This window comes from Mesorhizobium sp. SEMIA396, assembly GCF_024518615.1.
Taxonomy (GTDB): Bacteria; Pseudomonadota; Alphaproteobacteria; order Rhizobiales; family Rhizobiaceae; genus Mesorhizobium.
In genome coordinates this window covers 204,163-223,847 of record NZ_JANIFC010000009.1, presented here as the reverse complement: position 1 = coordinate 223,847, position 19,685 = coordinate 204,163, and the positions used below count along the sequence as shown (strand labels likewise).

The window sequence follows — 19,685 nt, the reverse complement described above, 5'->3', positions numbered from 1 at the left end:
TCAATAGACGGGTGGTGAAACCACCCAGATGACAATTGCAGGCTCCGCGCCCGGATTGCGCCAGCGGTAAGGCTTGCCTTCAAAGCGAAAGGAGTCGCCTTCGCCAAGCCGATGCCAGACACCTCCGATCTCGATGTCGAACAGCCCGGAGGCGACGTATCCAGCTTCTTCGGTCGGCCGCTGCGCCTCGGCCTTCAGTTCCGCGCCCGGCGCGAAGACCGAACGCACCATCTCGAAGCTACCGCCGAGATCGGGCGACAGAAGCTCCTCCACCAGGCCGGATTCGCTTGTGCCAAGCGTGCGGCGCCTGCCAGCGCGCACGACCACGCCGCGCTCGCTTTCGACAGGTACGTCATGGCTGAAGAACAGGCTGATCGGCACGCCGAACAGTTCGGCGAAGGCTCGGAGGTCACCGAGCGACGGCGTCGACAGACCGCGCTCGACCTGGCTGACCCAGCCGACCGAACGGCCAAGCTTCGAGCCGATCTCGGCGAGTGTCAGCCCGCGCGCCTTGCGCAGGGCCCTGATATCGCCGGCCAGCACGCGTTCGTCAGGTACCTGCAATGTTCTAGCGGTAGTCGAAGGCAAAGCGCTCACTTTATGAAAAAATCTGGCCAAATTTCATGAGAAGTCAAGCTCATGAAAAAATCAAGTAGATTTTCACGGATGCACAAGATTTGCTTGCGCGATTTTGACGGTTCATGCAAAGGCTCCGCCGAGAGCGGCGAGTGGGGACGTCCGATCGAGACAAAGGGTAAGGGACGGCCCATGCTGGAAAATAACCCCCGAATTGCGGGCGATGCCGAGATTGTCGACGAGGCGATCCTGTCGCGCCGTTCGGTGCGCGCATTCCTGCCCGACATGGTCGACGACGAAACCATCCGCGCCATTCTGGCGGTTGCGGCGCGTGCCCCATCCGGCACCAACATGCAGCCATGGAAGGTCTATGTCACCAAGGGCGAGAGCAAGCAGCGGATATCAGACGCCATTCTCAATTCCGGCATTCGCGCCGAAAAAGCTGATTGGGACGAGTACCGGTATTATCCCACACAGTTCTTCGAGCCGTATCTGACCCGCCGCCGCGCCAACGGTTTCGGCCTCTATGGCGCGCTCGGGATCGGTCGTCGCGAGGTCGACAAGATGCGCGCCCAGCACGACCGCAACTTCGTCTTCTTCGACGCCCCGGTCGGCATGATCTTCACCATCGACCGCCGCCTCAACCAGGGCTCATGGATCGACTACGGCATGTTCCTGCAGAACATTATGGTCGCAGCAAGAGGCAGGGGTCTGCACACCTGTCCGCAGGCGGCCTTCGCGCCCTATCACCGGCAGATCAGGCCGGTGCTCGACATTCCGGACGAAGAGATCGTCGTCTGCGGCATGGCGCTTGGTTATGAAGATACGTCAAAACCTGAAAACGCCTTCCGCACCGACCGCGTGCCGCTGGAAGAGTGGGTGACGTTCAGCGAATAAGCCAGCCAGCCTCATTCGGTATTCATCTGTGCGCCGTGGCCGCTGACATGGGCACCGTCCTGTGGCGTCAGCTTGAGGTAGGCAAGCAGCGCGCAGAGCGTGATGATGCCCTCGATGACGAACAGGATGCGGAAATCGTCGGCGACGGCTGGACCGCCGCCGGCCAGAAATGACAATACCGCCGCAGCCAGGCCGACGCTGATCGCCACCGCCAGCTGCCATAATATGTAATAGAGCGCGCTGAAGCGGGCGAGCTGCTCGGGCGCGATGTCGGAATAGGCGAGATTGCCGGTCGAGGCCCATTGCGCGGAGCGGAAGACGCCGAAGACGAAGATGTAGGTCAGCACGATCCACACCGGCGTCGTCGCCTGCATCAAGGCGAAGCCGGCGACCATCACGGCGACGATCGGGGTGTTGTAGACCAGCACGCGGCGAAAGCCGAAACGGTTGAGGACACGCGGCATGAAGAAGCGCATGGCCACGGAGCCGACCGCGGCGACGAAGGTCAGCGATCCCGCCTGCACCGCGCTCATGCCGAAGCCGAGCTGGAACATCAAGGGCAGCAGGAACACCACCGAGCTGAGGCCGATCGTGTCCAGCCCGCCGCCGGTGAGGAACGAAATGCGGAAGGTACGGATGCGCAACAGCTCGAGATCGAGCAGCGGATTGCGCACGCGCAGGCAGTAGAACGAGGCGATGGTCAGGATGACCAGCGCCAGCGCCAGTTCTGCGGCGATGATGCCGCCCGCGGCATCCTTGGCAGCAAGCGAATCCATGCCGAAGACCAGCAGGACCATGCCGCTGCCGACCAGCAGGAAGCCCGGAAAATCGAACGGCGTGCGCACGGGCTTGGTCATCGTCGGAAACAGCGAGGCGGCAAGAATTGCCGCCGCCAGCGCGAACGGCACGTTGATGAAGAAGATCCAGCGCCAGGAAATGTAGGTGGTCAGCGCGCCCCCGACGAGCGGACCGACCAACGGTCCGGACTGGCCGGCCAGCGAGATGTACATGTTGATCTTCAGCGTTCGGCTGCGCGGAAAGGTCGACAGGATGACGACCTGGCCGAGCGTGCCCATCAAGGCACCGCCAAAGCCTTGCAGCGCGCGGGCGCCGACCAGCATCCAGATGTTGTCGGACAGCCCGCAGAGCGCCGACGAGGCGGCGAACACCAGCAAGGCAAAGCAGTAGACGTTGCGCAGGCCGAAGCGATCGGCGGCCCAGCCGCCAAGCGGCATCGAGATGATCAGGCTGGCGACATAGACGGTAATCAAGAGGCCGAGCTGGCTGGGCGGACGGCCGAGGCTTTCGCTGATGCCCGGCAGCGCGGTCACCACGACATTCTGGTCGAGGCTGGTCATGAACACGCCGCAGGCGACCGTCAGCGGCAGCAGGAGCAAGGCTCTGGCCGGCACATCGGCGCGATCCGTGGCGCCGGCGGATAGTTCTGCGGTCATGGAGATGTTCGAACCAAACGAATGTGCCGACTCTTGAAGAAGGGATTTCATATCCCTCGGGCCGGTTGGGCGGCCACGTTTTCGCACCATGGGCGCCGGCGGCCAGATTCTCTAGCGGCAGAAGCGGCTGGCGTTGATGCCAGATGTGGGCAACGCGGCCATCCGGCCGCGCCGCCTACTGCACCTCGTAGCCGACTTCCTCGCTGGCATGGCAGAGCGCCTTCCAGAACGAGCGTGCAAACGAGCGGAAGACATAGATGTCGAACTGGTCGGCGCTGGTGCGCTGGATCTGGGCGAAGATGTCGTGATGGGTGGTCGAGCGGCCGGCTCCAACAGGAAAGGCCGGCAGCGCGAAATCGATGGCGAAGAATTTCGCCAGCACCCATTCGGCCTTCGGCCCGGCAATGCGGATGGCGGTGCGGCCGTGCGAGAGGTCGGTCACAGTGCCAATGGCGGGGGTCACCACCTTGGCAAAGGCCGCAGCCAGGCCTTCGGCTTCATCGGCAACGGTGAACTTTCCCGGCGCGAAGCCGAACACCGATTTCACGCCATCGCTCAAGCCGCCGCCGGCGCCATCGGGCAGGGCAAGCCCGGTGACGGTGCGGACGGCTGCTATCAGCTTCTTCTCCTCGCCGGGCCACGCGGCGAGCTGCACGATCGAGCCCGGCCTTGTCTCGGTCAGGATGATCTCGACGCCGTGCTCGAAATTGCCGTGCGAGCCGACATGGAATTCAGGCTCAAGCGGCGACAAGGGTTCGGGTGATTGGCGCTCAACCATGCATGCGGCTCCCGTCCGGATCGAAGAAGTGGTTGGAGACGATCTCGACCGGTCCAAACCGGTTGCGCAAGGGATCGGAGACATGAGCGCGCGTGCCCTGCAGTGCCTTGCCGCCCTTGACCAGCGCCAGCGCGATATGCCTGCCGAGCGCCGGTGAATAGCAGCAGGCGGTGATGTGACCGATCGAGCCGTGCGGATTGGCCTCGTCAACCTCCTCGACGATGTGCGCGCCGCCATTGAACGGTAGGTTGTCGAGGGCGATCAGGCCGACCAGTTCCAGGCGGTCCGACGCGATCAGGCCTTCGCGGTCCATCATCGCCGAGCCGATGAACGGCTTCTTCTTCGACAGCATCCAGTCGAGATGCAGGTCGCGCGCCGTGGTGCGGCCGTCGATCTCGGCGCCGGTGACATGGCCTTTTTCGATGCGCATGGTGCCCAGCGCCTCGAGCCCGTAGGTGACCAGCCCGAACGGTTTGCCGGCCTCGACAAGCGCTTCCCAGACATGGGTGCCGTGGCCGGCGCCGGAATAGACTTCGAACGCCATTTCGCCGGAGAAGGACAGCCGGCAGATCATCACCGGCACGCCTGCTATCTCGCCGCGCACGAGGCCCATGAAGGGCAAGGTGGCATTGTCGACTGCGGTGCCGGTGACACAAGAGGCGAGGATCTGCCTGGCCTTCGGCCCGCCGATCGCGGCCCCCGCCCATTCGTCGGTCACCGAGGTGACGTGGACTTTCAGCTCCGGCCAGATCACGTCGAGGAAATATTCCAGATGCTGCATCACCTTGCCGGCATTGGCGGTGGTGGTGGTCATCAGGAAGTCCTGCTCGCCGAGCCGCCAGGTGGTGCCGTCGTCGAAGGCTAGGCCGTCCTCGCGCAGCATCAGACCGTAGCGGGCCTTGCCGACGGCCAGCGTCGAAAACATGTTGGTGTAGACGCGGTCGAGGAATGCGGCGGCGTCGGGGCCTTGCACGGCAATCTTGCCCAATGTCGAGACATCGACGATCCCGGCGCTTTCGCGTGTCGCCTTGGCTTCGCGCACATAGGCCTGCTCGACCGTTTCGCCTGCATGGCCGTAGATCATCGGGCGATACCAGAGGCCCGCTGAATACATGGTCGCGCCGTTGGCCAGATGCCAATCATGCATCGGGGTCAATCGTTCGGGCTTGAGATCGCCAAAACGTTCCGCCGCCAGCGAGCCGATCGACACCGGCGCAAAGGGCGGCCGGAAGCGCGTCGTGCCGACTTCGGGGATGGGCTTGCCCAGGGCTTCGGCCATGATGGCAAGGCCGGGCACGTTGGAGCTCTTGCCCTGGTCGGTCGCCATGCCGAGCGTGGTGTAGCGTTTCAGATGCTCGACCGAGACAAAGCCTTCCCGGTGCGCCAGCCGCACGTCCTCTGCCGTCACGTCGTGCTGGAAGTCGACAAAGCTCTTGCCCTTGGCCCTGATCTCGAACACCGGTGCCGGATCAGGATCGCCGGGCACGGCTTCCACCGCCGGCAATACAGAAGGCGCGCTGGGGCCACCGGCTGCGGCAAGGCCCGCGGCGCGGCCTTCGGCGATGGCTTCGGCGGTGGAGAAACTGCCGGTGAAGGCGCCGGCGCCGATCCAGCTCTGTGTTGGCTTCGGCGGCAGGAAGGCCTGCCGCGCGGCATTCCATTCCGCCTTGGCGCCGGCCTGGCTGGCCAGATGGATGGTCGGCGACCAGCCGCCGGACATCAGCAGGCAATCGGCGTGGATACTGCGGGCATCGCCGATGAGCGTGCCGTTGGCCATATCGAAGCGTTGCAGTTTGAGGCCGGACAGCGCCTTTCCACCTTCGGTGGCGACGACGGCATGGCCAGCGAAGATCTCGGCCTCGGCTTCCGCGGCCAGCTTGCGCATCTCCGGCGAAAGTTCCGGCCTGACATCGGCGATGGCGACGACCGCGGCACCGGCCTTCTTCAAGGCGACGGCCGCCCGATAGGCGCTGTCATTGTTGGTGAACAGCGCGATCCGCTCGCCCGGCAGCACGCCGAATTCGTTGGCATAGCGCTCGGCTGCATGCGCCAGCATCACGCCTGGCCGGTCATTGCCGGGGAACACGAGCGGCCGCTCGAACGCACCGGTGGCCAGGACCACGGATTTGGCACGGATCGCCCAATAGCGATGGCGCGGCTCGCCCTTGCCTGGCTGATCCTTGTGATCGCTGACCCGTTCCAGCGCGGCAAGCGTGTTGTTGTCGTAATAACCCCACACTGTGGTGCGCGGTAAAAGCCGGACATTGTCGCGGCCTGCGAGCTGGGCGACGGTGCGGCGCGCCCAATCGGCAGCTGGTGCGCCATCGATCGTTTCCCCGGACCAGTTGGCCGAACCGCCGAAAAGCGGCTCGAGATCGGCCAACATGACGCGCGCTCCCTGATCGGCGGCGGTCCTGGCGGCCATCAGGCCGGCCGGGCCGGAGCCGACCACCAGCACGTCGCAAAAGGCGTTCATGCGCTCGTAGCGGGCCGGGTCTTTCGCCGTTCCGGCGCTGCCGAGACCGGCTGCGCGGCGGATGAAGTGTTCGCAGAACATCCAGAAGCGCGTGCCTTTGAGCGGGCCGAACACCGGTCCCATGAAGGTCTTGTAGTAGAACCCGGCCGACAGGATGTTGCCGCCGAGCTGGTTGACGGCGTTGATGTCCCAGGCAAGCGAGGGAAAGCGGTTCTGGCTGATGGCAACCAGGCCGTCATGGATTTCGACCAGGGTCGCCGGAATGTTGGGCTCGCGAACCTCGCCCTTCAACACCGTCACCAGCGCGTTGGGTTCCTCGACGCCGGCAGTCAGCAGGCCGCGCGGGCGGTGGTATTTGAACGAACGTCCGTAAAGCGTGACGCCCTTGGCCAGCAGCGCCGACGCCAGCGTGTCGCCGGCATGGCCGGTGTAGGCCGTGCCGTCGAAGGTGAAGCGGATGGTTTTCAGCCGGTCGATGCGGCCGCCGGTATCGGCGCGGCGCGGGCTCATGCCTTGTCCTCCGCCTTGCGGCGCGCGGCGGAGCCATGATCGCCGCGCCCTTGATGATCACCGCGCACAAAGGCAACGCTGGAAATCTCATGCGTCAGCGTGTTGCGCACGACGCGCAGATGCGCGCGGCAACCGCCGGAATGCTGCCATATCTCGTTGTGGTCGCCGGCCGGGTTCAGCCGGTCATAGACATAGGCATTCCACGCCTCGAAATTCTGGGAGGCGGAGTCGGGACGCTCACGATTGCCGTCACCCTGATAGGTGAACTCGATGACGTCGCGCGGACCGCAATAGGGGCAAGTGATCAACATTGGACTCTACCTATTGCTAATGCAGCCGCGGGTTTGCACCCTGGCCCTTGTCGTCGATCACCAGGCCGCGGTGGAAGCGGTCGAGGGTGAAGGGGGCGTTGAGATCGTGCGGCTGGTCCTTGGCGATGGTCCAGGCAAAGCACCAGCCCGAGGCCGGCGTCGCCTTGAAGCCGCCATAACACCAGCCGCAGTTGAGATACATGCCGGGCAGGGGACCGGTGGTGATGATCGGCGAGCCGTCCATCGACATGTCGCAGACGCCGCCCCAGGAGCGCAGCATGCGCACACGGGCAAGGCCCGGAAACAGCGCCAGCATTTCGCTCATCACCTCGTCGACGACAGGCAAATTGCCGCGCTGGGCGTAGCTGTTGTAGCCGTCGATGTCGCCGCCATAGATGAGGCCGCCCTTGTCCGACTGCGACATGTAGAAATGGCCCATGCCGAAGGTGACGACGGTGTCGATGAAGGGTTTCAGCGATTCCGTGACGAAGGCCTGCAGCACATGGCTCTCGATCGGCATCGTCTCGATGCCGGCCAGCTGCATGACGCGTCCGGTGCTGCCGGCGACCGCCACGGCCACCTTCCTGGCGCGGATGTCGCCGCGCGAAGTGGTGACGCCTGATATGCGGTCGCCATCGCGCAGAAAGCCGGTGACCTCGCAATTCTCGATGATGTCGACGCCGCGCCGGTCGGCGCCACGCGCATAGCCCCAGGCTACCGCATCGTGGCGGGCGGTGCCGGCGCGGCGCTGCATCAAGCCGCCGACCACCGGGAAGCGCGCGCTTTCGGAGACATCGAGCGCCGGGATCAGACGTTTGATCTCAGCTTTCGTCATCAGTTCGGCGTCGACGCCGAGATGGCGCATGGCGTTGCCGCGCCTTGCATAGTCGTCGAACTGGGCCGGCGTGTGCGCCAGGTTCAGGCAGCCGCGCTGCGAGAACATGACGTTGTAGTTGAGCTCATGCGAGAGGTTCTCCCACAGCTTCATCGAGTGTTCGTAGAAGCGGGTGTTGGCCGGCAGCAGGTAGTTCGAGCGCACCGCCGTGGTGTTGCGGCCGACATTGCCGGAACCGAGCCAGCCCTTTTCCACAACGGCGACATTGGTGATGCCGTGTTCCTTGGCAAGATAATAGGCGGTCGCCAGCCCATGACCGCCGCCACCGATGATGATGACGTCATAGGACGCCTTCGGGTCAGGCTTGCGCCATGCCGGCTTCCAATCCTTGTTTCCCTTGAGCGCGTTCGCGAGCAGCGAAAAGGCCGAGTACTCTGCCATTGATGTCATCCGGTTCGGGCGATGCGGCAGACTATAGAGCAGGCCGCATCCGCAAAGCCAGTATTGCGCCATCGCCTTTCGACTGGCCGACGCTTGAGATGGATGGATGGGGGTGAGTGATCGGTGGCGCCAATGATCGGGTGGGCTCGCGATACGACGGCTTGCCCCATGATAGGGCCGTCTTTATCAAGGACAGGCTTTTTCAAATTGCCTTTGCCGCCGGTGAGTCGCCAACAAATCATGCTTTTCCGATTGCTTCGTCTCATTTTGATCCTCACGCTTGTCGTTTCGGCGCCGATGTCGTTCGACGCGGCTGCACAAGGGCTTGGCCAGGCGCCAGCCGGGCTGGTCGCCGACCAGCAGAAGATCCTGCAGGACCTGACGACCAAGACCGACAATCTGGAAAAGAAGATCCAACAGGAAGCCGATGAGGATAGCAGCCTCGTCGATATCCGCTTGCAGCTCGAGGAGTTGTCTCGGCAATCGCTGAACAGCGCACTGGCTTTCCGCACGCGTCTTGGCGAGATCAACAGCCGGCTTGAACAGATCGGGCCAGCGCCCGCCGCCGGCCAGCCGCCGGAGCCCGACATCGTCAGCGGCGAGCGCCAGGCGCTGGTGTCGGAAAAGGCGGAGATAAACGCCGTCATCTCGCAGGCCCAGTCCTTGTCGATCCGCATCAGCGGGCTGATCGACAAGATCGGCAATATGCGCAGCGAGTTGTTCCGCAACCTTTTGACCAAACGCTACGTGCTGTCGGATGCGCTGAGCCCGCAGGTTTTCTCCGACGCCAAGGACGAATACACCAATCTGTACAAGGCGGTGTCTTCCTGGCTGAGCTTCGCTTTCAAGTTCAAGTTCCAGGCGATCCTCGCAGCGACCTTCGTGGCGCTCGGGCTGGCGCTGGTGCTGCTGGTCGGCGGCAGGCGGCTGTTCGGGAGGGTGTTCGAAGCCGATCCCTCCAATGAGGACCCGTCCTATCTCAGCCGCTTATCGGTGGCTTTCTGGTCAACCTTGCTGCCAACGCTGGCGGTTGCCGCCTTTCTGGGATCGACGATTTTCTTCTTCAATTATTACAATGTGTTGCGTGGTGATATTGGCCTGTTCCTCAATGCATTGGCGACCGCCATCGGCGTGGTGTTCTGCGTCAACCGGCTGACCAATGCGGCGCTGGAGCCGCGGCTGCCGAACTGGCGCCTTATCCCGGTCGAAACGGGGCCGGCGCGCTGGCTGGTGCGCCTGACCACCGCCATGGCCGTGGTCATCAGCGTCAACACCTTCCTGTCGGTGATCAACGACAAAATGGGCTCGCCGCTGTCATTGACCATTGCCCGCAGTTTCGGCGCAACCATCATCGTCGGCGTCATCCTGATCCTGATGGCGATGCTGAGGCCATTCAAGGCGCGTGATGGAAGTTGGCGGCCGTGGCCGGCATGGCTGCGCTATACGGCGCTTGCACTCGGTCTTTTCACCATCGTCGCGGCGCTGCTTGGTTACATCGGCCTCGCTCTGTTCGTTTCGCTGCAGGTCGTCGTTACCGGCACCGCGCTGATCACCGCCTATATCGGTTTCCTGTCGGCACAGGCGATCGGCGAGGAGGGTGCTTTCGCCAACACCACCGTCGGGCGCTGGCTGTCGGCCAAATCCAGCTACGAGGATACGGCCCTCGACCAGCTCGGCCTTGTCGTCAGCGTTGCCATCAATGTGATGATCGTGCTGGTGTTCCTGCCGCTGATCCTGCTGATGTGGGGTTTCCAGCTGGGCGATATCCAGGCTTGGGCCTACAAGCTCGCAACCGGGATCAACATCGGGTCGGTGACCATTTCGGTGACCGGCATCCTCTCCGGCATCGTCGTCTTCATCATAGGCTATTTCCTGACGCGCTGGTTCCAGGGCTGGCTCGACGGTTCGGTGATGGCGCGTGGCAAGGTCGATACCGGCGTGCGCAACTCGATCAGGCTGGCGGTCGGCTATGCCGGCGTCGCGCTCGCGGCACTGGTCGGCATCTCGGCGGCGGGCATAGACCTGTCCAGCCTGGCGCTGGTCGCCGGCGCTCTTTCCCTCGGTATCGGCTTTGGCCTGCAGAACGTGGTGTCCAATTTCGTTTCCGGCCTGATCCTGTTGGCCGAGCGGCCATTCAAGGTGGGCGACTGGATCGTTGCCGGCGATGTCAGCGGCACAGTCAAGAAGATCAGCGTGCGCGCCACCGAGATCGAGACCTTCCAGCGGCAATCGGTGATCCTGCCCAATTCAAACCTGATCAACAACGCCGTCGGCAACTGGACTCACCGCAACAAGCTCGGCCGCATCGACATCAAGGTCGGCGTCGCTTACGGCAGCGACGTCAAGCAGGTTCATGCCGTCCTGCTGGAGATCGCCCGCAGCCACCCGATGGTGCTGAAGAACCCCGAACCCTTCGTGCTGTTTTCCAATTTCGGCCCTGCCGCCCTGGAATTCGAGATCCGCGTGTTCCTGGCCGATGTGATGAATGGCAACATCGCGCAGAACGACATCCGTTTTGCCGTCCTCGAAAAATTCAGCAGCGAACACATCGAGATGCCCTCGACGCCGCGCGCCGTGGTCGAGGCCCATAAGCCCAAGGCGTGGCCGACAGACGACGACAAGATCGAGGCCGACTTCGCCGAACAGGAGCAGATAAAGGCCGAAGCCGAGGCGGAGAAGAAGCGGCTGGTCAAGTCCCGCAAAACCAAGAAGCCAGATCCGGACTAAGCTGGGACTCCGTCGACCTTGATCCTGCCGGAACCGATTGCGGCATGAATGCGGCATTCAGTTGCGGTTCAGCTTCCATCTCCTATAAGCTCCCATGCAAAGGCGAAATTGCCTTGCGAAATGCAACAGAGGCGGTGGGAACACCGATATTGCACCATGTGGAAGTCTCTCGTCGCTGCCGTCGCCCTGGTCGCCGCCATCGGCTCGGTCCATGCCGCAAGCGCGGTCAACAAGGACGCCGAGACCCGCACGCTGGTCGTGACCGAGGGCGGCAGCAAGACCGACCTCGCGCTGGCTGGTGGCGAAACGGTTGAGTTCTGCCCGAATGGCTGTTTCGTCACCTTGCCGAACGGCGACCTCGAAGCTCTGACCGGTTCGGAAACCATCGAAATCTCGGGCGGCGTCGCCCGAATCAAGTAATTCCGGTTGGCATATCTTGAGAGGCCGGGCGTTTGCTCGGCCTTTTATCGTTTCCGGTAGCAGTCGCTTAACAATGACGCCGGAAATACCGTCACGGCAGCCGTCTGCAACCGGGCGTTTTAACGTTCGCTACGCCATCGCCCGCTATACCAGCCTCAAGACGCCGGAAAGCGGCGCGCAACTCTACGCGGGCAGGGCAGGACGGACATGGATGCGCGGTCGGACAGGAACGCAATACCGCTTGCGGTCGATCTCGACGGCACGCTGATCGCGACCGACCTGTTGTGGGAAGGGCTGTTCATCCTTCTCAAGATGAACCCGCTCTATATCTTCCTGGTACCGTTCTGGATCGCCGGCGGGCCGGCGCGGCTGAAGCAGGCAATCGCGCAGCGCATCGACATCGATCCGGCATCGCTGCCCTATCGCGAGGTGCTGCTTTGCCGCCTCCGGACCGAACACGCCGAGGGCCGCAAGATCGTGCTGGCGACCGGTACGCCGCGCAAGTTCGCCGACGCCATCGCGGCCCATCTCGGCATTTTCGACCAGGTGCTGGCCACCGATGGTCTCGCCAATCTCACCTCGGGCAGGAAGCGCGCTTCGCTGATCGCAGCCTATGGCGATGGCGGTTTCGACTATGCCGGCAACAGCCGTCACGATCTCCAGGTCTTCGATGCAGCGCGCAACGCGATCGTCGTCGCGCCCGACCGCCATGCCGCGCGCTGGCAGGCAGCGCATGGCGCCGAGACGATGCCGGCGCCGAAGCCGACTTTGCGGACCATCGTCAAGATGCTGCGTGTCCATCAGTGGCTGAAGAATTCGCTGATCGCAGTGCCGATGGTGCTCTCGCATGAATATTTCAACACCGACATGATCTGGCAATGCCTGCTGGCATTCGTCTCGTTCAGTTCGGTGGCATCGGCCATCTATATCCTCAACGATTTCTTCGACCTCGCGCTCGATCGCAAACACCTCACCAAGCGCAACAGGCCGTTCGCCAGCGGTGCGCTGTCGATCCCGTTCGGACTTGGCGCAATCGCGGTGCTTCTGGCGATCGGCATCGGCACCGGGCTGTTCCTGTCGCCCGAATTCATGGCTGTGCTCGGCGGCTATATGGTCGTCACGACGGCCTATTCGCTGTCGTTCAAGCGCATGCTGCTGGTCGATGTGCTGACACTCGCCGGCCTCTACACGATCCGCGTCCTGGCCGGTGCGGCGGCGACCGGCGTCGACGTCTCGTTCTGGCTGCTGGCCTTCTCTATCTTCTTCTTCCTGTCGCTGGCGCTGGTGAAGCGCTTCGTCGAACTGCGCACCACCGCCATTCCGCCTGGCGAGCGCATTGCCGGCCGCGGCTATCGCACCGAAGACCAGGAGATCGTCGCCCAGGCCGGCATGGCCTCGGCCTTCTCCTCGGCGCTGGTGCTGGCGCTCTACATGGACAGTGTCGCGGTGCGCGAGCTTTATCCGCATCCGTGGCTGATCTGGCCGCTGGCACCGATCGTGCTTTATCTCACCATGCGCGTCTGGATCCTGGCGCGCCGCAACGAGATGCATGACGATCCGGTCGTCTTCATCATCCGCGACTGGCGCAGCCAGATCGTTGTGCTGATCGGTGCAGTGATGCTGGTCATCGGGGGCTGGTAGGCATGGCCACTGAGCGGTTCCCGAGCTTTGGCCTTGCTACGCCGCCGGCGCCGCGCGCCATCGGTGCCGACGAGGCTATCTCGCTGCTGAAGGGCGGTCAGGCCAAGCCAGCGTCACTGCTTGCCTATGGCAATGGCCGCTCCTACGGCGATTCCTGCCAGAACGCGGCCGGCGCGGTCGTCGACATGCGCTCGCTGAACCGGATTCGTGCCTTCAACGCCGAAACCGGTGTTCTCGAGGCGGATGCCGGCGTGCTGTTGTCCGACATCATCGCCCACGCTGCCCCACACGGCTTCTTCCCGGCGGTTGTGCCCGGCACCCAATTCGTCACGCTGGGTGGCGCCATCGCAAACGACGTGCATGGCAAGAACCATCATCGGCGCGGGACATTCGGCTGCCATGTCGAGAGCTTCACGCTGCTCAGGTCCGACGGAAAGACCCACCGCTGCTCGGCATCGGACAATGCGCGGCTGTTTGCGGCAACGATCGGCGGCATGGGGCTGACCGGCCTCATCCTGTCGGCCTCGATCCGGCTGATGCGGGTGCATTCGCTCGACATCGTCGAAAAGGCGACCCCGTTTCGCGATCTCTGCGAATTCTTCGGCCTGGCCGAGGCGGCCGATCAGGCCAATGAATATGCGGTCGCCTGGATCGACCAATTGGCCGGCGGCCGCAACAGCGGTCGCGGCCTGCTGTTGTCGGGCAATCACGCCGAGCACGGCTCGCATGCCGCCTCGCGCGTCGGCGGCACTTTCTCGGTGCCGGTCCAGCCGCCGTTCAATGTGCTCAACCGGCCGTTCCTGACCGCCTTCAACGCTGCCTACAGGTGGAGGAAGAGCCGGGCAACCGTGCAGCGCCAGGCCGGATATCAGGGCTTCTTCTTCCCGCTCGACGGCGTGCGCGACTGGAACCGGCTTTATGGGCCGAAAGGGCTTTTCCAGCACCAGAGCGTGGTGCCGGAAGAGACGGCGCGCGAGGCCGTGCCGGCATTGCTGGCGGCTGCAAGGCAAGCCGGGCAGGGCTCGTTCCTCACGGTGCTGAAACGCTTTGGCTCCATCCGCTCGCCGGCGCTGCTGTCGTTTCCGCGTTCCGGCTACACGCTGACACTGGATTTCCCCAACAGGGGTGCCGCGACACTGACATTGCTGCGGGAACTCGACCGCATCACGGTCGAGGCCGGCGGCGCGGTCAATCCATATAAGGACGCCCGCATGGCCGCCGAGATATTCGCCTCGTCCTTTCCCGAATGGCGGCGGCTGGAAGCGCTCCGCGACCACGCCTTCATGTCTGACTTCTGGGCGCGCACCGCGAAGAGGTTGGATGCGCGACGAGGCTCGGTCGAGGCGGCCGAATAGATAAAACTCGAATAATTCCCGGTTAATCGATGCTTAATAACGCGATTTACTCAAAATATTGTTGGGACTTCACCAAATGTTTGCGGGTTTGTAGTAGGAATCGCGAGGGGGTGGCTTGGAACACATGAAATACATCGTCTTCATTCTCTTTACAGTGGTGACCAATGCCGCCGCGCAGCTGATGCTGAAGCAAGGCATGATGTCGCTCGGGCCGATCTCGTTTGAGGGCGTCAATCCGCTCGTCAAGTTGCTGCAGATCGTTTTCAGCCCCTGGGTGTTCTTTGGCCTGTGTACCTTCGTCATCTCGATGGCATCGCATCTCTATGTGCTGTCCAAGGTCGAGCTCTCCTTCGCCTATCCGTTCCTCAGCCTCGCCTATGTTGCCGTCGCCATCTTCGCTTATTTCGTCTTCCGCGAGGACCTCAATGGCTGGCGCATCGCCGGCATCGCCTTCATCTGCGTCGGCACGGTGCTGATCGCCCAAAGTGGCCGGGATTTGGGCGAGCGAGGGCATGAAGACCAGACGGCTTCCATCACGCCTGACAAGATCCAAGCAAACGAGATCGTTAGATGAGACATGTGATTTTCGGCGGCGACGGTTTCGTCGGCCGCCATCTCGCCCCGAAACTTGTGGCCGATGGTGAAGAGGTCGTCGTCGCCGATATCGTCAAGAGCGACCTGCCGCATTACCGCACTGTCCGCTTTGTCCAGTGCGACGTCATCGATCCGGCATCGGTCGCGGCGGTTGGGCTGAAGGCCGACGACATGGTCTATAATCTGTCGGCCAAGATGCTGTCGCCGATCCAGGTGCGCTCCAAGCGGCACGATTTCTTCTTCCCGGTGAATTTTCATGGGACCGAGCACATCATGCAGGCCATGGACAGAGCCGGTGCGTCAAAACTCGTCCACTACACGACCGACATGATCTACGGCCACACGGTCACGCAGCCGATGACCGAGGAGCACCCGGTGGCGCCGCTGGGCGAATATGGCTGGTCGAAGCAGAAGACAGAGGAGTTGGCGGCCGAATGGCGCAAGCGCGGCATGTCGATCTCGCTGTTTCGCCCGCGCCTGATCATCGGCCCAGGCCGGCTCGGCATCCTGGAAAAGCTGTTCAAGCTGATCGACTGGAATTTTCCGGTGCCGATGATCGGTTCGGGCAGGAACCCCTATCAGTTCATCTCGGTGTTCGACTGCGCCGAGGCCGCGCGCGCGGCCTGGAAGGCCGGCGTGCCTAATGAGGCCTATAATCTGGGTTCGCTCAACCCGCCGCCGGTCAAGAAATTGCTCGGCGATTTGATCCGGCATGCCGGCTCGAAATCGATCCTGATCCCGACACCGGGCTGGGCGGTCAAGTGCACGCTGGACCTGCTCGACCTCTTGAACATGCCGATCATGGACCCGGAACAGTATCTGATCGCCGACGAGGACTGCGTGCTCGACGTGTCCAAGGCCGGGCGCCAGCTCGGCTGGGTGCCGCAATATCGCGACGAGGACATGCTGATCGCCGCCTATAGCGAGTACCGCGCCAAGAAAGCCGGCCACGCAGTCGCCACCAAACATGTGCCCGCCGAATAGCGGCTCGCAAAAACAGCTTTCGTTGCGCTCGATCCTGGTCGTGCGTGCAGACAGGAGATTGAAATGACCGTCATGGCCAAGCCCGAACAGACCAATTTGCGCACCATGGTCAGCGCGCCGTCGCTGTCGCCCGCCACTATCGCCAAGCCCGATTTGATCAGCGTCGAGCAGGCCAAGGCGATGGACGTTGCCCGCATGACCGACCTGTTCAAGGCGCATCTCAACCCCGGCCAGCTGCACTTCATGAAGCTGCTCGGTTTCCACAAGATCAAGATCGAGCGTGCCGAAGGCATGTTCTACATCGACCAGAACGGCCGCAAGATCCTCGACTTCTTCGGCGGCTTCGGTTCGCTGGCCTTCGGCCACAATCATCCGCGCATCCTGGAAGCACGCAAGAAATTCCAGGAGGAGAAGCGCCAGGAAATCGCCATCGCCTTCATGTCGCAATATGCGGCAGCGCTTGCGCACAACATCGCCAAATGCTCGCCCGGCGATCTCGACATGGTATTTTTGGGCTCGTCCGGTTCGGAAGCGATGGAAGCGGCGGTGAAGCTCGCCGAGCGCGCGGCCGGTCCGAAGCGGCCGAAGATCGTCTATGCCGAGAATTCCTTCCACGGCAAGACCAAAGGCGTGCTGGGCATCACCGACGGGCAGCTTTACCGCGCGGACTTCAAGGTGGCCGAAAACACGGTCCGCATCCCGTTTGCCGACATCGAGGCGGTCGAGCGCCTGTTCCGCTCCGATCCGGAGGTCGGGGTCATCGTGCTTGAAACCATCCAGGGCGGTGGCGGCATCATCCAGGCGCCGGCCGAATATTGGCAGAAGCTGCGCGCACTGTGCGACCAGTATGGCGTGTTGTGGGTCGCCGACGAAGTGCAGTGCGGCTATGGCCGGTCAGGCCGCTTCTATGCTTTCGAGCATTACGGCGTCATTCCCGATGTGACGGCGCTGGCCAAATCGCTTGGCGCCGGCAAGGCCGCGGTCGGCGCGATGATCGCGCGGCGCGAGGTTTATATGAAGGCCTATGGCACGCCGAAAACGGCGATGATCCATGCCATGGCGACCTTCGGCGGCATGGGCGAGGCCTGCGTCACCTCGATCGAGGGGCTCAACGTGCTCTACGACGAGGGGCTGATCGACAATGCCGCCGTCACCGGCGACTATTTGCTGCAGCGCCTGCAGGCGCTCAGGGAAAAGTACCCGAAGATCATCAAGGAGGTGCGCGGCAAGGGTTTTATGATCGGCCTGGAGTTCCACGACTTCTCGCAGACCTTGCCGATGGTGCTGCGGCCGATCGTCAGCGTGCTCGACGACAAGCTGAAGGGTTCGCTGTCGGGCTTCATCGGGGCGCTGCTGCTGCGCGACTACGATGTGTTAGTCGCCTTCACCGAATACAACCGCAACGTCATCCGGCTCGAGCCGCCGCTGATCTGCCAGCGCGAGCATGTCGACCGCTTCGTCGATGCCTTCGACAGCCTGCTGTCGCGCGGCATCGTGGGAATCGTGAAGGATTTCGTCAAAAGCCAGGTCCGTTAAGCGCTCGCTGGATACAACGATGCTGACCAAGTCGCCCGCTCCACAAAACCCAGTCGACCGGCTCACCGAGCCCGTTCTGACGTGGGGCGAGGGGACTTATGCGCGGCTGGCAGCACCGATCGGCGCGGCGGCTTTCGCGCTTTACATTCTTTTTACAGCGTTCACCGCATGGGTGATGCCCGACGCCAACTGGGACATGCTGCCCTATCTCGCTATAGCGGAGGAAGGCACCTATCCCGATGCACAGGCGCTGCATGACTATGCCTACAGCACTGTCAAATCGGGCGTGTCCGCAGGCGACTATAAGGCGCTGACCGACGATGGCGGCGGCTTCCGCAGTCACATGGCGGAGAATGCCGCCGACTTCCATTCACTGCTCGGCATGTACCGGATCAAATTTCTCTACGCCGAGATACTGTCGACGATGAGCGCGGTGATGTCGCCGGTCGAGGCGATGCGCCTGGTCTCAGTGTTCTCGGTTCTGCTGTTCGGCGCGATCGCCCTGATGTGGCTGCGCTCCGAAGGGGCACTGGCCTTGGCGCCTGTGGTCGGCGCGGTGCTGATCATGGCTGATTTCGGCGATGCGGCGCGCGCCTCGACGCCGGATTTGTTGTGTTCGGCGCTGTTGCTCGGCGGGCTCTACGCCTATGTCCGCGGTCGCGAGATGGCAACGGCGCTCCTGCTCTTTCTCGCCTTCATGGTGCGGCCAGACAATATTGTTTTTCTTGCCATTTTTGCCGTGCTGCTGGTTGCGTTCCGGCAGAAGGCGTGGGGCGCGCTGGCCGGCTTCGCCGCTTCCTTCGTCGCCTATTTCGCCATTTCGCACTGGGCTCATCATCCAGGCTGGTGGCCGCATTTGTGGTTCTCCAGCATTGAGCAGCATTACAATATGGACGGGTTCGAACCGCCATTCTCGGTCACCGCCTATCTCAGGGCGTTTGCCGCCTCGCTGCTGCGTGCCGTCAGCCTGAACAGCTGGGTCGGCGTGTCGGTGCTGGCACTGGCCGGCTGGTTTGCCGCCGCCCGCGCCGGCTTCCGCCTCGACCGCCGCGCCGGCATCCTGTTTGCGGCACTGGTGCTCGGCGCGCTGGCGAAGTTCACCGTCTTTCCGATCCACGACACGCGCATCTATTTCCCGCATCTGATCCCGCCATTCCTGCTGCTGGCGACGCCGTTCATGGCGCTGTGGGCAGCCGCGGCTCGTGGCCAGAATCGCGCGCCCTTGCCAATCATTCCCGGAGACAAGCCATGAGTTCGCTATCCAGCCTGGCGCGCGTTGCCCTGTCGCTTGGTCTTCCAAGTAGTGTTCTCGATCGCGGGCCGTCGCTGCGCGGCACGAAGTTCCTGGCCAGGGCGGCGCTGAAGGCGCGATTTGGTGGGGCAGGGCGACCGTTCCAGATGGTCAATGTCGGTGCCTGCGACGGTGCGCTGTTCGACGATGTGACGCCGTGGCTGCACCGCATAGCTGGCGCACGCGCGATGCTGGTCGAGCCGATGCCGTACAATCAGAAACGACTGCGCGCCAACTACCCCGACACCAGCCGGTTCATCATCGAGCCGGTGGCGGTGACGAAGACAAAGGGCACGATCACCGTCCACACTTTCGATGCCGCCGCGCTCGAGGCCGGCACGTTGCCCATCGAGTTCATCGGCTGCTCGTCGGTCACCGACACCAATCTGATGTCGGGCAAGAATGCCTGGGGCGAGGCCGACACCAACTTCAACAAGTTCGCGCCGCATCTCAGGGACATCGAGGTGCCATCCGAGACCTTGCAGACGCTGCTCGACCGCAATGGCATCACCCATATCGACGCCTTTCTCGTCGATTGCGAGGGCGCCGACTGGATCGTCTTCGAACAGCTCGACCTCAAGCGCTACCGTCCCGGCATGATCAAGGTCGAGGTCGGCGCGCTGCCCGCGGCCGAGATCGGCCAGGTCGTGGTCAAGCTGAAGACAGCAGGTTATCAGGTCGGCTTCCAGGCCGAGGACATCTGGGCCTTCGCCTGAGTTATAGCCTTCACCTTGGAAGGCGAACCGCCAAGGGTCCGACGGGAAGCATTCTGCCGTCTGGTCGCTCGGCTTTTTGCCAATGTCGCAAACAGGCTTCAATCGTGCTGCTGCTCCGCCTTATAGTCCGCGCGCTTTATCAC

16 protein-coding genes are annotated in these 19,685 nt (G+C 63.0%); 10 read left to right on the top strand and 6 right to left on the bottom strand.

All coding sequences use genetic code 11. The features are described from left to right. Window positions 1-564, bottom strand: a complete 564-nt coding sequence (locus tag NP503_RS22125) for a helix-turn-helix domain-containing protein (protein WP_127269323.1) — start codon at window positions 562-564, stop codon at window positions 1-3. A gap of 204 nt (window positions 565-768) precedes the next feature. Between NP503_RS22125 and NP503_RS22120 the strand changes: the two genes are divergently transcribed. Continuing rightward, window positions 769-1,473: a nitroreductase gene (locus tag NP503_RS22120; protein WP_164748979.1), complete on the top strand. Its 705-nt coding sequence runs from the start codon at window positions 769-771 to the stop codon at window positions 1,471-1,473. An 11-nt stretch (window positions 1,474-1,484) separates the two neighbouring features. On the opposite strand, the gene NP503_RS22115 is transcribed toward NP503_RS22120, so the two are convergent. From NP503_RS22115 to NP503_RS22095, 5 genes are all read right to left on the bottom strand, one after another. Then, complete coding sequence (locus tag NP503_RS22115; RefSeq protein ID WP_127270664.1) at window positions 1,485-2,927, bottom strand: MFS transporter; 1,443 nt, start codon at window positions 2,925-2,927, stop codon at window positions 1,485-1,487. A 175-nt stretch (window positions 2,928-3,102) separates the two neighbouring features. After that, entirely contained in the window at window positions 3,103-3,705 is a 603-nt protein-coding gene (soxG, locus tag NP503_RS22110; protein ID WP_127270665.1) for a sarcosine oxidase subunit gamma family protein, read from the bottom strand. Then, entirely contained in the window at window positions 3,698-6,691 is a 2,994-nt protein-coding gene (locus NP503_RS22105; protein WP_127271770.1) for a sarcosine oxidase subunit alpha, read from the bottom strand. Before NP503_RS22105 ends, soxG begins: the two co-directional genes overlap by 8 nt. After that, window positions 6,688-7,002, bottom strand: a complete 315-nt coding sequence (locus NP503_RS22100) for a sarcosine oxidase subunit delta (protein WP_127269175.1) — start codon at window positions 7,000-7,002, stop codon at window positions 6,688-6,690. Before NP503_RS22100 ends, NP503_RS22105 begins: the two co-directional genes overlap by 4 nt. Window positions 7,003-7,018: 16 nt before the next feature. Continuing rightward, a complete protein-coding gene (locus NP503_RS22095; RefSeq protein ID WP_127269174.1) occupies window positions 7,019-8,278 on the bottom strand; it encodes a sarcosine oxidase subunit beta in 1,260 nt (419 codons plus the stop codon). 240 nt (window positions 8,279-8,518) lie between these two features. Here NP503_RS22095 and NP503_RS22090 point away from each other — a divergent pair, with 240 nt between their 5' ends. The 9 genes from NP503_RS22090 to NP503_RS22050 all read left to right on the top strand — a co-directional run bounded on the left by NP503_RS22090 (window position 8,519) and on the right by NP503_RS22050 (window position 19,542). After that, window positions 8,519-11,005: a mechanosensitive ion channel family protein gene (locus NP503_RS22090; protein WP_127271768.1), complete on the top strand. Its 2,487-nt coding sequence runs from the start codon at window positions 8,519-8,521 to the stop codon at window positions 11,003-11,005. A gap of 156 nt (window positions 11,006-11,161) precedes the next feature. Then, on the top strand, window positions 11,162-11,425 hold the full coding sequence (locus NP503_RS22085) for a hypothetical protein (RefSeq protein ID WP_164748978.1): 264 nt from the start codon (window positions 11,162-11,164) through the stop codon (window positions 11,423-11,425). Window positions 11,426-11,632: 207 nt separating this feature from the next. Beyond that, a complete protein-coding gene (locus NP503_RS22080) occupies window positions 11,633-13,066 on the top strand; it encodes a UbiA family prenyltransferase (RefSeq protein ID WP_127271096.1) in 1,434 nt (477 codons plus the stop codon). Window positions 13,067-13,068: 2 nt separating this feature from the next. After that, window positions 13,069-14,421, top strand: a complete 1,353-nt coding sequence (locus NP503_RS22075) for an FAD-binding oxidoreductase (protein ID WP_127272434.1) — start codon at window positions 13,069-13,071, stop codon at window positions 14,419-14,421. A 124-nt stretch (window positions 14,422-14,545) separates the two neighbouring features. Further along, window positions 14,546-14,995, top strand: a complete 450-nt coding sequence (locus NP503_RS22070; protein WP_127269402.1) for an EamA family transporter — start codon at window positions 14,546-14,548, stop codon at window positions 14,993-14,995. Beyond that, window positions 14,992-15,999: an NAD(P)-dependent oxidoreductase gene (locus NP503_RS22065; protein WP_127269403.1), complete on the top strand. Its 1,008-nt coding sequence runs from the start codon at window positions 14,992-14,994 to the stop codon at window positions 15,997-15,999. The genes NP503_RS22070 and NP503_RS22065 overlap by 4 nt, the downstream gene beginning before the upstream one ends. Window positions 16,000-16,104: 105 nt before the next feature. After that, window positions 16,105-17,535 carry an aspartate aminotransferase family protein gene (locus NP503_RS22060; RefSeq protein WP_236383382.1) on the top strand — a complete coding sequence of 477 codons (1,431 nt, stop codon included), beginning with the start codon at window positions 16,105-16,107 and terminating at the stop codon, window positions 17,533-17,535. 19 nt (window positions 17,536-17,554) lie between these two features. Continuing rightward, a complete protein-coding gene (locus NP503_RS22055) occupies window positions 17,555-18,787 on the top strand; it encodes a glycosyltransferase 87 family protein (RefSeq protein WP_127272435.1) in 1,233 nt (410 codons plus the stop codon). Beyond that, entirely contained in the window at window positions 18,784-19,542 is a 759-nt protein-coding gene (locus NP503_RS22050; protein WP_127272436.1) for an FkbM family methyltransferase, read from the top strand. Before NP503_RS22055 ends, NP503_RS22050 begins: the two co-directional genes overlap by 4 nt. Window positions 19,543-19,685 lie beyond the last annotated feature (143 nt).

What these genes read in the sequence shown, in the direction of transcription:
- NP503_RS22060 (WP_236383382.1), top strand. Translation starts at nt 16,105, where the DNA reads ATGGTCAGCGCGCCGTCGCTGTCGCCCGCCACTATCGCCAAGCCCGAT.
- NP503_RS22070 (WP_127269402.1), top strand. Translation starts at nt 14,546, where the DNA reads ATGAAATACATCGTCTTCATTCTCTTTACAGTGGTGACCAATGCCGCC.
- NP503_RS22065 (WP_127269403.1), top strand. Translation starts at nt 14,992, where the DNA reads ATGAGACATGTGATTTTCGGCGGCGACGGTTTCGTCGGCCGCCATCTC.
- NP503_RS22085 (WP_164748978.1), top strand. Translation starts at nt 11,162, where the DNA reads ATGTGGAAGTCTCTCGTCGCTGCCGTCGCCCTGGTCGCCGCCATCGGC.
- NP503_RS22100 (WP_127269175.1), bottom strand. Translation starts at nt 7,002, where the DNA reads ATGTTGATCACTTGCCCCTATTGCGGTCCGCGCGACGTCATCGAGTTC.
- NP503_RS22080 (WP_127271096.1), top strand. Translation starts at nt 11,633, where the DNA reads ATGGATGCGCGGTCGGACAGGAACGCAATACCGCTTGCGGTCGATCTC.
- NP503_RS22120 (WP_164748979.1), top strand. Translation starts at nt 769, where the DNA reads ATGCTGGAAAATAACCCCCGAATTGCGGGCGATGCCGAGATTGTCGAC.
- NP503_RS22055 (WP_127272435.1), top strand. Translation starts at nt 17,555, where the DNA reads ATGCTGACCAAGTCGCCCGCTCCACAAAACCCAGTCGACCGGCTCACC.
- NP503_RS22105 (WP_127271770.1), bottom strand. Translation starts at nt 6,691, where the DNA reads ATGAGCCCGCGCCGCGCCGATACCGGCGGCCGCATCGACCGGCTGAAA.
- NP503_RS22075 (WP_127272434.1), top strand. Translation starts at nt 13,069, where the DNA reads ATGGCCACTGAGCGGTTCCCGAGCTTTGGCCTTGCTACGCCGCCGGCG.
- NP503_RS22115 (WP_127270664.1), bottom strand. Translation starts at nt 2,927, where the DNA reads ATGACCGCAGAACTATCCGCCGGCGCCACGGATCGCGCCGATGTGCCG.
- NP503_RS22090 (WP_127271768.1), top strand. Translation starts at nt 8,519, where the DNA reads ATGCTTTTCCGATTGCTTCGTCTCATTTTGATCCTCACGCTTGTCGTT.
- NP503_RS22050 (WP_127272436.1), top strand. Translation starts at nt 18,784, where the DNA reads ATGAGTTCGCTATCCAGCCTGGCGCGCGTTGCCCTGTCGCTTGGTCTT.
- NP503_RS22095 (WP_127269174.1), bottom strand. Translation starts at nt 8,278, where the DNA reads ATGGCAGAGTACTCGGCCTTTTCGCTGCTCGCGAACGCGCTCAAGGGA.
- soxG (WP_127270665.1), bottom strand. Translation starts at nt 3,705, where the DNA reads ATGGTTGAGCGCCAATCACCCGAACCCTTGTCGCCGCTTGAGCCTGAA.